General features: G+C 70.7%; 13 protein-coding genes. 7 read left to right on the forward strand and 6 right to left on the reverse strand.

All coding sequences use genetic code 11. The annotated features are described in order from the left end of the window. Positions 1 to 454: maleylpyruvate isomerase N-terminal domain-containing protein (locus ABD327_RS31915; protein WP_344456195.1), on the reverse strand; the 454-nt coding region annotated here is incomplete at its 3' end. A 207-nt stretch (positions 455 to 661) separates the two neighbouring features. Between ABD327_RS31915 and ABD327_RS31920 the strand changes: the two genes are divergently transcribed. Then, positions 662 to 1,078: a PPOX class F420-dependent oxidoreductase gene (locus ABD327_RS31920; RefSeq protein ID WP_344456197.1), complete on the forward strand. Its 417-nt coding sequence runs from the start codon at positions 662 to 664 to the stop codon at positions 1,076 to 1,078. Positions 1,079 to 1,141: 63 nt separating this feature from the next. Here ABD327_RS31920 and gdhA read toward each other — a convergent pair whose 3' ends face one another. Continuing rightward, positions 1,142 to 2,482, reverse strand: coding sequence for an NADP-specific glutamate dehydrogenase (gene gdhA, locus ABD327_RS31925; RefSeq protein WP_344456199.1), 1,341 nt, complete (start codon positions 2,480 to 2,482; stop codon positions 1,142 to 1,144). 420 nt (positions 2,483 to 2,902) lie between these two features. On the opposite strand from gdhA, the gene ABD327_RS31930 reads away from it, so the two are divergent. From ABD327_RS31930 to lexA, 4 genes are all read left to right on the forward strand, one after another. Continuing rightward, positions 2,903 to 3,214 carry an NIPSNAP family protein gene (locus ABD327_RS31930; RefSeq protein WP_344456201.1) on the forward strand — a complete coding sequence of 104 codons (312 nt, stop codon included), beginning with the start codon at positions 2,903 to 2,905 and terminating at the stop codon, positions 3,212 to 3,214. 231 nt (positions 3,215 to 3,445) lie between these two features. Further along, on the forward strand, positions 3,446 to 5,116 hold the full coding sequence (locus tag ABD327_RS31935; RefSeq protein ID WP_344456204.1) for a ricin-type beta-trefoil lectin domain protein: 1,671 nt from the start codon (positions 3,446 to 3,448) through the stop codon (positions 5,114 to 5,116). Between the two features lie 12 nt (positions 5,117 to 5,128). Then, positions 5,129 to 6,487 (forward strand): sigma-70 family RNA polymerase sigma factor, encoded by a 1,359-nt coding sequence (locus ABD327_RS31940; protein ID WP_344456206.1) that lies wholly within the window; start codon positions 5,129 to 5,131, stop codon positions 6,485 to 6,487. Between the two features lie 147 nt (positions 6,488 to 6,634). Beyond that, positions 6,635 to 7,297, forward strand: coding sequence for a transcriptional repressor LexA (gene lexA / locus ABD327_RS31945; RefSeq protein ID WP_344456209.1), 663 nt, complete (start codon positions 6,635 to 6,637; stop codon positions 7,295 to 7,297). A 23-nt stretch (positions 7,298 to 7,320) separates the two neighbouring features. Here lexA and ABD327_RS31950 read toward each other — a convergent pair whose 3' ends face one another. Then, positions 7,321 to 7,701: a VOC family protein gene (locus tag ABD327_RS31950; RefSeq protein WP_344456211.1), complete on the reverse strand. Its 381-nt coding sequence runs from the start codon at positions 7,699 to 7,701 to the stop codon at positions 7,321 to 7,323. Between the two features lie 143 nt (positions 7,702 to 7,844). On the opposite strand from ABD327_RS31950, the gene ABD327_RS31955 reads away from it, so the two are divergent. Further along, positions 7,845 to 8,102, forward strand: a complete 258-nt coding sequence (locus ABD327_RS31955) for a hypothetical protein (protein ID WP_344456213.1) — start codon at positions 7,845 to 7,847, stop codon at positions 8,100 to 8,102. Positions 8,103 to 8,257: 155 nt separating this feature from the next. Here the strand turns inward: ABD327_RS31955 and ABD327_RS31960 are convergent, their stop codons facing one another. After that, a complete protein-coding gene (locus tag ABD327_RS31960; protein ID WP_344456215.1) occupies positions 8,258 to 10,954 on the reverse strand; it encodes an AAA family ATPase in 2,697 nt (898 codons plus the stop codon). Between the two features lie 308 nt (positions 10,955 to 11,262). On the opposite strand from ABD327_RS31960, the gene ABD327_RS31965 reads away from it, so the two are divergent. Next, positions 11,263 to 11,790 carry a hypothetical protein gene (locus ABD327_RS31965; protein ID WP_344456217.1) on the forward strand — a complete coding sequence of 176 codons (528 nt, stop codon included), beginning with the start codon at positions 11,263 to 11,265 and terminating at the stop codon, positions 11,788 to 11,790. Positions 11,791 to 11,845: 55 nt separating this feature from the next. On the opposite strand, the gene dpgD is transcribed toward ABD327_RS31965, so the two are convergent. Both dpgD and ABD327_RS31975 read right to left on the reverse strand, forming a co-directional pair. Then, entirely contained in the window at positions 11,846 to 12,622 is a 777-nt protein-coding gene (gene dpgD / locus ABD327_RS31970) for an enoyl-CoA-hydratase DpgD (RefSeq protein WP_344456219.1), read from the reverse strand. Continuing rightward, positions 12,619 to 13,904 (reverse strand): aldehyde dehydrogenase family protein (locus ABD327_RS31975; protein WP_344456221.1); only part of this gene is annotated, 1,286 nt, incomplete at its 5' end. The genes dpgD and ABD327_RS31975, both read right to left, overlap by 4 nt.

The raw sequence follows: 13,904 nt of genomic DNA on the forward strand, positions 1-13,904 counted from the left end.
CCGTCCACGGCCGCCGGTCCAGGGAGATCGCGAGGTCGAGACCGTGCAGGACGAGTTCGACGACGCGGGTCCGCAGGAACTCCGTCAGCAGCATCCGGTCGCCGTGCCGCGTGACGACCCGCCGTCCGGGCGGCTGCGCGGCGACGGCGGCGTGCGCGGCGCGCCACGTCCGCGCGAACTCCCCCGCGAGCTCCTTCCCCTCGGCCGCCTCCGCTTCGTCCTCGGCCTCGGCGACCCGGGCCCGGTCGGCTTCCGCCGTGAAGATCGCCGGCCGGAAGTACCCGCTCGCGTCGAAGTCCACCCCATCCGGCTCAGGCCCCCCGACCATCCCCACCGGCCGTCCCGCCCCCGACACGAGATGCGCCACCAGCCCCTTGACCGTCCAAGGCGGACAAGCGGAAGCCCGCCCGTACTCCGTCTCCCCCAGCCCCCGCAGAACCCCTTCCAATCTCACGCACTCATCCCGAAAGGCCGCCGACACGCTCTCCGCATCTCCCATCCCCCGACCTTCCCGAACCCCCGCCCGTCCCCACAACACCCCCGTCCGTACAACTCCCGACCACCCGCGGCGCCTCGTTCTGGTCCGGTCCGGCTCCGGTGGCACCCGAATCATGCGGCGGCGCTTGACTTGAAGTGCGCTTCAAGTCGCACGATGAGCGGCATGATCTTCACCTCAGAGGAGCTCGCCTACCTCGCCGCCCAGCCCCTCGGACGTCTGGCCACCCTCGCCCCCGACGGGACCCTCCAGAACAATCCGGTCAGCTTCGAAGTGAACACGGAGGAGGGGTACATCGACATCGGAGGGTGGAACATGGGTGAGAGCCGGAAGTTCACCAACGTCCGGCGGAATCCCGAAGTCTCCTTCGTCGTGGACGACATCGCCTCTCTCCAGCCCTGGACCGTCCGCGGCATGGAGATCCGGGGGCGTGCCGAGGCCGTCACGGGAGTGCCGCGCGATGAGGGCGACTTCCGCAGCGGCGAGGTCATCCGCATCCGTCCCCGCCGTATCCGGAGCTGGGGCGTTCCCGACGGGGAAGCGGGATCGGCACGCTGGACGCCCCTGCCGGGAACCCGCTGACGGTCCGAGGACCGGCGACTCACGGGCCGTGGGTCGCCGGGCGCACGCCGTACGGCTCGCGGCTCAGATCACGCCCAGGGCCAGCATCGCGTCGGCGACCCTGCGGAAGCCGTCGATGTTGGCGCTGGCCACGTAGTTGCCCGGCATGCCGTACTCGTCGGCGGTCTGGAGGCAGCGGGCGTGGATGTCCTGCATGATCTCCTGGAGCCGGCGCTCGGAGTGCTCGAACGTCCACGAGTCACGGCTGGCGTTCTGCTGCATCTCCAGGGCGCTGGTCGCCACGCCGCCCGCGTTGGCCGCCTTGCCCGGGGCGAACGCGACGCCCGCCTCCAGGAAGACCTTGATGCCCTCGGGCGTGGTCGGCATGTTGGCCCCCTCGCCCACCGCGACGCAGCCGTTGCCCACCATGAGGGCGGCGTCGCTGCCCGTGATCTCGTTCTGGGTAGCGGACGGCATCGCCACCTCGCAGGGCACCTCCCAGACGCTGCGGCCGGAGACGAAGACCGCCTGGCCGCCGCGGCGTGCCGTGTACACGTCCAGCCTTCCCCGCTCGACCTGCTTGACCTGCTTGAGCAGATCCAGGTCGATGCCCTTCTCGTCGAACACGTAGCCGGAGGAGTCGGAGCAGGCCACGACGACGCCGCCGAGCTGCTGGACCTTCTCGACGGTGTAGATCGCCACGTTGCCGGAGCCGGAGACCACGACCCGCTTGCCGTCGAACGACGTGCCGCGGGCCTTCAGCATCTCGTCGACGAAGAACGTGCAACCGTAGCCGGTGGCCTCCGTGCGCACCTGGGCGCCGCCGTACACGAGCCCCTTGCCGGTGATCACGCCGGATTCGTAGCGGTTCGTAATGCGCTTGTACTGGCCGAACAGGTAGCCGATCTCCCGGCTGCCGACGCCGATGTCACCGGCCGGCACGTCGGTGTACTCGCCGATGTGCCGGTAGAGCTCGGTCATGAAGCTCTGGCAGAAGTTCATCACCTCGCGGTCGGAGCGGCCCTTCGGGTCGAAGTCCGATCCGCCCTTGCCGCCGCCGATGGGCAGGCCCGTCAGGCTGTTCTTGAAGATCTGCTCGAAGCCCAGGAACTTCACGATGCCCAGGTAGACCGACGGGTGGAAGCGGAGCCCGCCCTTGTACGGCCCCAGCGCGCTGTTGAACTCCACGCGGAAGCCGCGGTTGATCTGCACCTCGCCCTGGTCGTCTACCCACGGCACCCGGAAGATGATCTGGCGCTCGGGTTCGCAGATCCGCTCGATGATCTTGGACTCGGCGTACTCCGCGTGCTTGCCGAGAACCGGGCCGATGCTGTCGAGCACCTCGCGCACCGCCTGGTGGAATTCGATCTCGCCAGGGTTGCGGCGCAGGACGCTCTCGTAGATCGCCGACAGTTTCTCGTGCAAAACGTACTCTCCCAGGTCGTGATGTCCTCCTCACTTTACGAGGCGACACATGGTGAGCTCGCCGCGCCCTCCCGTTTCCCGGCGTGAACGCGGCAGGTCAGCGCGCTGCCGGGACCACCGGTCGTCCCGGGTGGAGGCGGCGGGCAGGTGCATGCTCCCACCGCGGAACCGTCCCGCCCGATCCTCCTCTCACCCTTTGCCGATTCTTGTAGTGCGCCCTCTCGGATGCCTTGGACCTCCAGGAGAACAGTGACGCCCCGCCCTGAAAGCCGGCACCCAAGGGATCCTGTCGCCCGAATGGAGGCCGCCTCCTACGCCTAGCCGCGCCAGTTCACCCCGTACGTGCTGAACGCGATCGATTTCCGCCCTCCCCGCCCGGGACCCGGCGGAGACCACACTCCTCGTGGTTAGGCTGCTTCGATGATCACATGTGTCGTCGAGTACCAGATCGACCCGGCGAAGACCGCGGCGTTCGAACGCTTCGCCCGCGCGTGGATGCAGTTGGTGGAGCGGCACGGTGGAACCCACCACGGTTACTTCCTGCCGGGTGAGGGAGCCAGCGATGAGGCGCTCGCCCTGTTCAGCTTCGACAGTCTCGCCGCCTACGAGCAGTACCGGACCCTCTTCGGGTCCGATCCCGACTTCGTCGCGGCCGACCGCATCCGAGACGAGAGCGGCTGCGTCATCCGCTACCGGCGCACCTTCATGCGCCCCCTCCTGCCCGGCAGGTAGTGCTTTGTTGGGTCCAGGGTGCTGTTCAGCGGCATCATCGAAGGCAGCCTGTCAGCCGCAGCCCTCCCCGGCATCCGCCGCAGCACCGAGGATGGGCATCACCCCGAATCAGAGCGGAACCAGGGCAACGCGTCGAGCATCTCGTGCGGGCTGCGGGGCCACGAAAAAATCTCAGGAGAGCGCGTAAGCGAGGGGCACCGGATGACTCCTTGAGGGTGAGAGGAGTACCAGATGAGAATTGTCGTGCTGGTGGTCGCCGTTGCGGCGCTGGTCGCCGGAGGTGTCGTCGGCTGGGCGTCGTGGGGTGACGAGCAAGGTGCGCGGCCGGTCGCGGCCGCCACCTCCGTGCCGTCGAGTCCGGCTCGGTTCGCGTGTGACCGGAAGGACTCCGCCAAGAAGGGGTGGGTGCTCGCCGTCCATGTCCATCTGCCGGGGAAGAAGGCCACGGCTAAGGACGTCGGGACGATCCGCAGGGCGCTGTGGGAGACGGACCAGACGTTCGACGCGAGCGCGCATCGTTTCGGAACGTCGCGGCGGATCCGGTTCATCCCGAACGCCAAGTGCCAGCCGATGGTGGCGTCGATGGCTTTCCCCAAGGGGCGGAACCGGGCCGAGATCGGCGGGGAGTTCGTCCGCGACCACTCCGCCAAGCTGCCGGCCGCGGTCCGGAAGGCGATCGCCCAGAACCGGGTGAAACTGCTGCTGTTCGTCGCCGATGACGAGATCACCACGTCTTGTACGGGCGGCGGCGCCGACGCCGGACTCAGCAACGGCGGCGCGATCCTGCCGCGCTGGTGCTGGGGCGAGGCCGGGCTGACGCACGAGTTCGGGCATTCGTTCGGCCTGTCGCACTGCGGCCAGAACGGGAAGGGGAAGAACGGAAACGACCCGTTGTGCCGGAACCTGGGCACGCGGCCCGAGTGCGTTCGGGACGCGGCGTCCAACTACCTGCTGGACTCCTGCCGGACGGACGAGTTCCGGTATTTCGAGCCGAAGCCGCTGAAGGGCAGGAAGAAGCTGCCCCGCAACCGGAACGTCGCGTTCAGCCCGTACCTGATCTCCGGGAAGCCCACCGCGACGGTCCACATGCGATTGCAGGTGGCGAAGACGAAGCAGTGCCTGGACGGCGGCCGGACCGCCGTGATCCTGCTTCCCTGCCGGTCGGTGGCCGTCCAGACGTGGCAGCGGCGGATCGACAAGGCCGGCTACGTGACGCTGCAGAACCTCGGCACCGGAAAGTGCCTGCAGATGGCCACCAAGCCGAACGCGCGCGTCGCGCCGGTCGTGTCCGCCGCGTGCGTCCCGGGGAAGCGGGCCCAGCAGTGGGTGCCGAGCAACGGTACGAACTTCGCCAACCGGACGGGCGGCATGAAGAACGCGACCCTCGCCGTCCAGAACGGGCAGACGAGCGCCGGAACCCTGGTCGTGCGCGGCGGCGGCACCGAACTCGTCCAGGACTTCGCGGTCCGGAAGGGGTCGGCGGTCCGGCCCGCGCTGCGCCGGACGGCGCTGCGGAGCGTCCCGTACGGCAAGTGCCTCACCGTGAAGGGCGGCAAGGTCGCGCTGGGGGCGTGCTCGACGCGCTGGCAGCGGGTGCCGACGGCGCGGCTCGGCGTCGGGCTGGCGCTCGACGGGAAGTGCCTCACGCTCGGCGCGGTCCAGAACGGAGTGCGGTCTCTGGAGATGCGGGCGTGCGACGGCGGGAACCGGAACCAGCTGTGGATGTTCCGGACGGCCTCCGACGGGAGCGTGACCATCGAGAACGCGAGCCTCACGGCAGTGCGCGGTGAGGCGTCGCAGAGCGAGCAGGTCGTCGTCTATGCCGGGAATCCCGCGAAGAAGATCCCCGTCCACGCGGGGGTTCCCTATCCGGACGAGACCCGGCAATTCCGGCTGGCCTGATAGGAAGGCGGGGTGATCGAGGACGCTGAGCTCACCGCGAGGGTCCGCGACGGTGACGAGCAGGCGGTCGAGGAACTGTACCGGCGGCACCACGCGGCCGTCCTCGCCTTCGCCGGAAGGCTGTGCCGCCAGCCGCAGACCGCCGAGGACCTCGCCAGCGAGGCGTTCGCGCGCACCCTCCGGACGGTCCGCTCGGGAACGGGCGGACCGTCCGGAGGGTGGCGCCCCTACCTGTACGCGGTCGCGCGGAACACGGCGTCGGCCTGGTCGCAGGCCGACGGCCGGGCAGTGCTGACCGCCGAGTTCGAGGACCTGCCCGGAGGGGACGAACCCGAGCCCCCGTCGGAGGAGGCGGCGCTGGCCGTCGACGCCTACGAGTCGCTGCCCGAGCGGTGGAAGACCGTCCTGTGGCACACGCTCATCGAGGACGAGAGCCCCGACCGGGTCGCCGCTCTGCTCGGCACGACCGCCAACAACGTCAACGTGCTCGCGTTCCGCGCCCGCGAGGGGCTGCGCCGGGCCTTCCTGACCGCGCACGCCGCACGCGCGTCCGCCCCCGAGTGCCGGACCTACGCCGACCACCTCGCCAAGGCCGTCCGCAAACCCGGAGCCCGTCACCCCCGCGCCCTCCGGCAGCACCTGGACGCGTGCCCCTCATGCGCCCGCACTCACGCCGCCCTGCTCGACCTCAACACGACGCTGCGGACGTCCCTCCCGATCGCGCTGTTCCTTCCCCCGGCGAACTCCGCCGCGCCCGTCGTCCCCGTCGAGACCACGGCGTCGACGTGGCTGACGACGAAGCTGACTTTGGCGGGAGGAGCCCTGGCCGCCGCAGGGGCCGTGACCGCCGGCCTGATCATGGTCCCGGAGGAGCCGAAGAAGGCACCTCCGCCCGTGGCGTCCACCGCTCGCCCCGCGACCACGCGGCCCCTGCCGGTACCGGCGCTCCAGCCCAAGCAGGTACCGGACGGAGTCCGCATCAGGAAATCAGGCGCCGCGTGCGTCGGCGTGACCGGCCGGACGGCCGTCCCCCTCCCCTGCGGCGACCCCCGAACGGCCTGGCGCCGCGACGGCGAGGACCACTTCCGCCTCGTCAACGCGGCGACCGGCCGCTGCCTCGTCGCGGCCGAGCACTACGACCGCGCGTCGTTCAACGGCGGCGGCATCCGCGCCCTCCGCACCGGCCCCTGCTCCACCGCCGGAACCTGGTCCACCCCCCGCTTCAGCGACGGCGTCCCCCGCCTGATCGACGACGCCACCCGCACCGCCCTCTCCATCGGCAAGCCCTTCGGCGGCTCCCCCAACCCCACCGCCTACATCCTCTACGGCGCCTACACGAACTCCGAAGACCAGCACTTCACCCTCACCTGACTCCCCCGCGCCGAAGCCCGGGCAGATCCACGAAGAACCGGTGGTCCCGAGGCGGTGAGGGGTACCGGACCGGTAGAGGCCCCGGCGCCCGCCCGGGCCGACCGTTCTTCCGGGCCGTTCCGCGGGTCAGGGCCTATGATTCGGCCGGTGAGCGCCTATGACGAGTTCGACCCGTTCGAGCACCTGGACGTGTCGGGTCTGCCGATGCGGCAGCAGCGGATCCTGGTCGTGATCCGGGACTGGGCCGCCCGGCACGGATACGCGCCGAGTGTGCGGCAGATCGGGGACGCGGTGGGGTTGCGGTCGTCCTCCTCGGTGTCGAGGCATCTGGCGAGCCTGGAGGAGAAGGGCTTCCTGCGGCGGGGCGCGAGCGTGGCGCGGCCGATCGACGTGCGGGCGTTCCTGACGGCGGCCCGGCCGTCGGAACCGGACGGCGACTCGGTGGTCGTGCCGGTGGTCGGCGACATCGCCGCGGGCGTCCCGATCGCGGCGGACGAGCACGTCGACGACCTGATGAGGCTGCCTCGCGGGCTTACCGGCCGCGGAACGGTGTTCGGGCTGCGGGTGCGCGGGGACTCGATGATCGACGCGGCGATCTGCGACGGGGACACCGTCGTGGTGCGTCAGCAGCAGGAGGCCCACTCTGGGCAGGTCGTGGCCGCGATGATCGACGGGGAGGCCACGGTCAAGGTGTACCGGCGCCGCGACGGCCACGTCCTGCTCGAGCCCCGCAACCCCGCCTACGAAGCGATCAACGGCGACCGGGCGACCGTGCTGGGCGTCGTCGTATCGGTCCTGCGCACCCTGTGACGCGGACCTGTTCGACCGGAGGCCTACCTCCATCCTCCGTAGGGGACGGTGAGGACCTCCATGCGGTGGCCGTTGGGATCGTCGAAGTACACGCCCCGGCCGCCGTCACGGCGGTTGATCTCACCGGCTCCGCCGCCGTCGGGGTCGGCCTGGTACGGAACCTCCTCCTGCCTGATCCGGGCGAAGATGGCGTCGAACTCCTCTTCCGACACCAGGAACGCGCAGTGGTGCCACCGGAAGTCCCGGGAGTCCATGTAGTCGAGCGTGACACCGTTACCGGTCCTGACCGGCACGAACGGTCCCACCTGGGCACCCACCTCCACGCCGAGCAGGCGGGCGAGGAACTCCGCGGAGCTCTTCTTGTCCCGCGCGGGAATGATGATGTGGTCTAGCCGCACCGACATGTCGATCACCTTTCCGTCGTCTCCTCCGAGTCTGCAACCTCAAGCAAGGTTTAAGTCAACCCCGGATTCCTGACCGAGCCGGCTCCCCAGAAGACGGCGCAGGAGGAGTCTGTCCTCTGCTTCCGACGGGGATCCAGGACGGGGTGCGCGAGGGATCGAAGTCGAGCGTCGGCGCGATGACGTCGGCGACCCCGTTCGGCGGCCTGGCCCGCAACCGCGACGCGATCGCCGGCTATCTGGCCGAGCTCCAAAGGCGCGCGGAAACGAATCAGGTCGCGGGAGACCTCCGGCATGGCTCGATACACCACCGTTCATGTCCCGGAAATACCGTTCATGCCCCGGAAATCGCGTCTGTCCGGATCTATTTCACCGAGAAAACGTCAATGGAAGGAATTCCATGACCGGCGACGACGGGCGTGAGCGAATTCGGGAGATCGAGGACGTCGCCTAACGCACCCGCACGGCACCGTCCCGACCCATGAGCCGAACCTGCTCACCACCGGTGGAAAGCCCCGCTCCTCCTCCCCGACCCGTTCGTCCACGACGACGTCATCGTTCAGGACACCGTGAGCGTCGAGTCGGATGGCGCCAGCAGGCTCATCAGCGCCGCTCTGCTCGACACGTTCAGCTTGCGGTAGGTCCGGGTGAGGTGCTGCTCGACGGTGCTCACCGTGATGAACAGCTCGGCGGCGATCTCCCGGTTGGAGCGGCCCCGCGCGGCCAGGTCGGCGACCCGCCACTCGGCCTGGCTGAGCGGGTCGCCCGGCTCGGTGGCGTCCCTGCCCTCGGGACGGGCGGGGGCGCACCGGTCCGGCTCCGCGTCGTCGGAGTCGAGCAGTTCGGTGAGCTCGCCGAGCGCGGCCAGCGACTCGGCCAGGTTGTGCCGGTCCGAGCAGGCCCGGAACACCCGGACGGCCTCGCTGAGCAGCTTGACCCGGTCGGCGGGCACCCGAGCCGCCGCCAGGAGCCGCAGCGACAGCCCGCGTACCCGGGACCGGGTGGACGGCGCCCGGTCCAGTTCGTCCTCGGCCAGTCTTCGCGCGGTGCCGGGGTCGCCCAGCCGCAGATGCGACTCGGCGAGGCCCAGCCGCCACATGGTGAGGCCGGGCAGGTCCACCCCCCAGCGGGCGGCCAGCTCGCCGCACAGCTCGAAGTCGTCGCGGGCGCTGTGCGCGCGGTCGGTGGCCAGGTAGTAGCGGCCCCGCGCGTAGAGGTACTGGAGGCCGAACCGCGACAGGAACATGGTGCGGGGCACCGGCCGGGACAGCAGCCGCCCGGCCTCGTCCAGGTCGCCCAGGTCGGTCGCGACCCGCACCAGCACCGACAGCGGCCCGCCGACCCGGACGCCCCAGCGTTCGGGTTCGAGCAGTTCCAGCGCGGTCGCGGCGTGCTGCCGGGCAGAGGCCAGGTCGCCCTGCCACAAAGCGATCCGGGCGCGGGTCTCGCCGAGCATCGCCTGCCAGATCGGGGCGCGGTACGCCGAGGCCTGGTCGAGGTGGAAGTCGCACCAGCGGGCGGCCGTCCCGGCACGGTCGGAGTGCAGCAGCACGGTGAGGACGTCGCACAGCGGCTCGAGGGTGGTGTCCTGGAGCCGGCAGCCTTCCAGGAACCGTTCGGCGTCGCCGACCACGCCCGCGTCGACCCGTCCCTCGAGGGCCGCCATGATGATCTCGGCCGCCTGGTGCAGCGGGTCGAGTCCCCCGCCCGGCTCGACGGGCTCGGTCCGGGCGGGGAAGCCGGGCGCCAACCGGGGGTAGGAGTAACGGATCGACGCCCGCAGAAACCGGTCGGCCGCAGGACGAGCGGTGGAGGGCAGGATCTCGTAACGTTCCAACACCTCCTCTGCGGCGTCGAAGTCGCCCTTCCACAGCAGGTGGCGGAGCAGCACTCCGGTGTCGTCCCTGGTGAGGGCGCCCTCCTGGGACATGGCCATGAGGTCGGTGACGCCGCGGCCGACCTCCGGCGAGCCGGCCCGCCACTGCAGGATCGTGCTCTCGGCGACGATCGCGCCGCGCTCGGCCGGGTCGGTGCTGGTGCGGTAGGCCAGGTCGAGGCAGGAGATGGCCTGCTCGACGTGGTCGTGGCGGGCGGCCTCCTCGGCGGCGGCGCGCAGCACGGACACGCTCCAGGCGGGCAGCACCCGGCCGGCCGCCAGCAGCCAGCGGGTGATCTCGGAGGCGGGGGCGGCGTCGTCGTGCAGCAGGGTGGCGGCCCTGAGCCGCATGCGGTGCCGCTGGTCGGCGGGCACATGGTCGTAGACGGCGTCGCGGGCGGCGGCCATCCGGAATCGCAGGCCGACGGTGAGGCCCATGGTCTCCAGCGTCTCTCCCGCCTTGCGGACGACCTCCTCCTGGCAGTCCAGCACCCGGGCCAGCAGGTCCGGCTCGGTGCGTTCGCCGAGCACCGCGATCCCGCAGGCGACCGAGCGCAGCAGCGGCGCCCCGCGATGCAGGCACGCCAGGACGGCCTCCCGGTAGGCCTCACCGCCGACGAGTTCGCCGTCCTCGGGCGCGTCGAGCGCCAGGTGGTCCTCGGCGATCGCCTCGACCAGCAGCGGGTTGCCGCCGGCCTGGGTGTGGCAGACCGGGCCGAGCTCCCGAGCGGCCCGGGCTCCGAGGAGGTCGGTGAGCAGCTCGGTCACGCCCAGCCGCGACAGCGGGGCCAGTCGCAGTCGATGGCAGTGCCGTTGTCTCAGCAGATCTGTGTGAAAGAGCTTGTTCTGGCGGTAGGGATCGGATTCCTCGGTCATTACGAGAAGCACACGACTGAATCGCAGGCGCCGGGCCAGGAACAACAACCCGCGAGTGGACAGCTCGTCGGCATGGTGGACGTCGTCCACGAAGATGACGACGGGACGGCCCGAGGCAAGTGAGTTGAGCAGCACCCACAGGCTCTGAAAGACGGGGGCATAATAACGTTCGATCTCCTCGACGGGCGCGTCCACCGAGACATTCGCGCACCGGTTCAGGTCGATGATCTTAGCCACCTGGTCGGTGTATTCGGGGACGTCGGCGACCGGCTGGAATATCTGGGCCATGACGGCGAACGGCAGCGAGCGCTCCGTCCGCGAGCCGGTGGCGTCCAGGACCAGGCAGTTCGAATCGCGCACTCTGCGCTCCAGGGTGCGCAGCAGCTCCGTCTTGCCGCTGGCGACCGGCCCGCTCACCACCACCGCGGCCCCGTGGCCCTGCAGGCACTCCTGATGGAGCATATCCAGGAGCTTCATTTCCCTTTCACGTTCAACCAGAGTCATCGACACTTTTCTCCAGGGTAGAGGTCGATCACCGAGCGTGAGCAGTTGGCGCACTTATGCGAGAAGCGGACAACGACCGACAGTCTATAGCAGACGACCTGAAGCGTTCATTTCCAAATGTAAACATCTTGTCGACGGCATCACAGTTCGAATGCACAAAGGATGGAAGAGATCCTGGTCAGCTCGGACAAGGCATATATCAGCCGAGTGTTGTCCGACTACGGACACCAATGTTCGCTCTTACCCGCCGGTAGGCGGCTGGTCCAAGATGAACACCGCAAACGGATCGGACTCTGAGAGGAACCCGAATGAAGATGACCCGGATCACCGCATGGGCGGCCTCGGCGACAGTCGCGGCCGCGATCGCGGTTCCGGTCGCGGCCGCGCCGGCGAGCGCGGCTGAGAACGCCATCACCTTCGCCTGCGCGGAGCCGCCCTTCCCGTCCGCGGAGTCCGACTTCTTCGTGAAGATCAAGGCTCCCCTGATCGTCTTCAAGGGCCGGGACATCGACCTGGACGTGACCCTGACGTCGGCGGAGCCCACCAAGTTCGACCTGCCGGCCAACGGCATCAACGGCTCCATCGACGTCAAGGTCGGCGGCTCGGTGCAGACGACCGTCACCGCCACCGGCCTCACCAACCCGGCGATCGTCCCGGCGGGCCAGCAGGTGGCGCTGCCCGGCGGCGCGGCACGGGTCCCGGCCTCCAAGGTGGGGATCTACACCTTCCGGCCGGACAAGTTCGAACTGCACACGTTCTTCGGCACCACGCTGGCCTGCACGCCGACCGCGCCGACCGCGATCTCGGCGATCACGGTCACCGTCCTGGCCCCCTGATCTCCCGGCCTTCCGGAGGGGCGGTGGAGCCCCGCCCCTCCGGAAGGCGCCCGGCTCAGACGCCGCGCCAGACCGGTGGACGCTTCTCGACGAAGGCCAGCGGCCCTTCCAGCGCGTCGGCGCTGCGCATGCGACGCTCCTCCCAGCCGTACCGGTGGGTGAAGGCCCGCTCCAGCGGGAGCGTCGCCGAGACGGCGGCCGCCTCCTTGATCGCGCGCACCGACAACGGGGCGCAGGCCAGGATGTCCTCGACCCACCGCTCCGTGGCGGCGTCGAGGTCGTCGGCCGGGACGACCTCGTTGACCAGGCCCAGCTCGTAGGCGCGGGCCGCTGACATGCGCCGTCCGGTGATGAGGTGGCCGACCGCGATCCGCGACGGGATCTGCCGGGTCAGCCGGAACACCCCGCCCGCCCCGGCCATCAGGCCCAGCCGCGCCTCGGTCAGCCCGAAGACGGCGTCGTCGGACGCCACGATCACGTCGCAGGCCAGCGCCAGCTCGCAGCCGCCGCCCAGGGCGTACCCGGCGACCTTCGCGACGAGCGGCTTGGCCAGCGCGAACCGCTCGGTGAGCCGCGGCCAGCCCGGTTTGCCCTTGCTGCCGAAGGTGGACGGCGCCGCGCGGCCCGCCTCGGTCAGCTCGACCAGTTCCTTCAGATCCTGGCCGGTGGAGAAGGCCCGGCCGCCGGAGCCGCTCAGCACCGCCACCCACAGCTCGTCGTCGGCCTCGAAGTCGTCCCAGACCGCGGCGAGCTCCTCGTGGGTCCGCAGGTCCATCGCGTTGAGGACCTCCGGCCGGTCCAGGGTCACCCGGGCGACCCTGCCGTCCTTCACATACCGAACCCGTGGCGCTCCTGGACGCCCCGCACCGTCAACCACTGCCATTGTGTGAACTCCTCCCAGCTCTGTTCCGCGCCGTGGCGGCTGCCGTTGCCGGACGCGCCGCGCCCGCCGAACGGGATCCAGGCGTTGTCCTCGATGGTCTGGTCGTTGACGTGCACGATCCCGGTGCGCAGCCGTCCGGCGAGGGCGAGGCCGCGCTCGGCCGATCCGGTGCTGACCGCCGCGACCAGTCCGTAGGCGGTGCGGTTGGCGACCGCGACGGCCTCGTCCTCGTCGGCGACGACCACGACCGGCGCGACCGGCCCGAAGACCTCCTCGGTGAACGCGGGCATGTCCGGGGTGACGCCGGCGAGCACGGTCGGCCGGTAGAAGGGACCGTCGGCGGTGCCGCCGGCGACCAGGCGCGCGCCCGCCGCGACGGTCTCGTCGACGATCCGGGCGACCCTGGCCTGCTGGATCGGGTCGATGACGGGGCCGAGGTCCACCTCGGCCGTCCACGGATCGCCGGTGGTGAGCTTGTCCGCGACGACCGCCAGCCGCTCCAGGTAGGCGTCGGCGACCTCGCGCAGCACGATGTGCCGGCCGGCCGTCATGCACACCTGGCCCTGGTGGAAGAACGACGCCCACGCGCCGGACGCCGCGGCGGCGTCCAGGTCCGCGTCGTCGAGGACGAGGTAGGCGTTGTTGCCTCCGAGTTCCAGCGACATCTTCTTCAGCAGGCCGCCGGCCTGCGCGCCGATGGCGCGGCCGACCTCGGTGGAGCCGGTGAAGGCGACCATCGCGACCTCGGGGTGCGAGGTCAGCTCCCGGCCGGGCTCGGGCCCGCCGGGCAGCACGTGCAGCACCCCGGCGGGCAGCCCCGCCGCGGCGAACAGCCCCGCGACCAGGTGCCCGCCCGCCACCGCGGTGCGCGGGTCGGGCTTGAGGACGACGGCGTTGCCGAGCGCCAGCGCCGGGGCGAGCGCCCTCATGCCGAGCAGCAGCGGGAAGTTCCACGGGCTGATCACCGTGACGACGCCCAGCGGCACCCGCCGGGCCACCGAGATCCGGTCCGGCCCGTCGGGCAGCAGACTGCCGTAGGGCCGGGTCGGCAGGGCGGCGGCGGTCCACAGCTCGTCCAGGGTGGCGCCGACCTCGAACACGGCCTTGCCCCGGACGGCGCCGCCCTCGCGCACCAGCCACTCCACCGCCTCGGCGCGGTGCTCCTCCAGCAGGAGCGCGGCGCGGCGCATGACCTCGGCGCGGGCGGTGGGCGGCCGGGCCGCCCAGGCGG

The sequence above is a fragment of the Actinocorallia aurantiaca genome (genome assembly GCF_039533685.1).
In the GTDB taxonomy this organism is placed as follows: Bacteria; Actinomycetota; Actinomycetes; order Streptosporangiales; family Streptosporangiaceae; genus Actinocorallia; species Actinocorallia aurantiaca.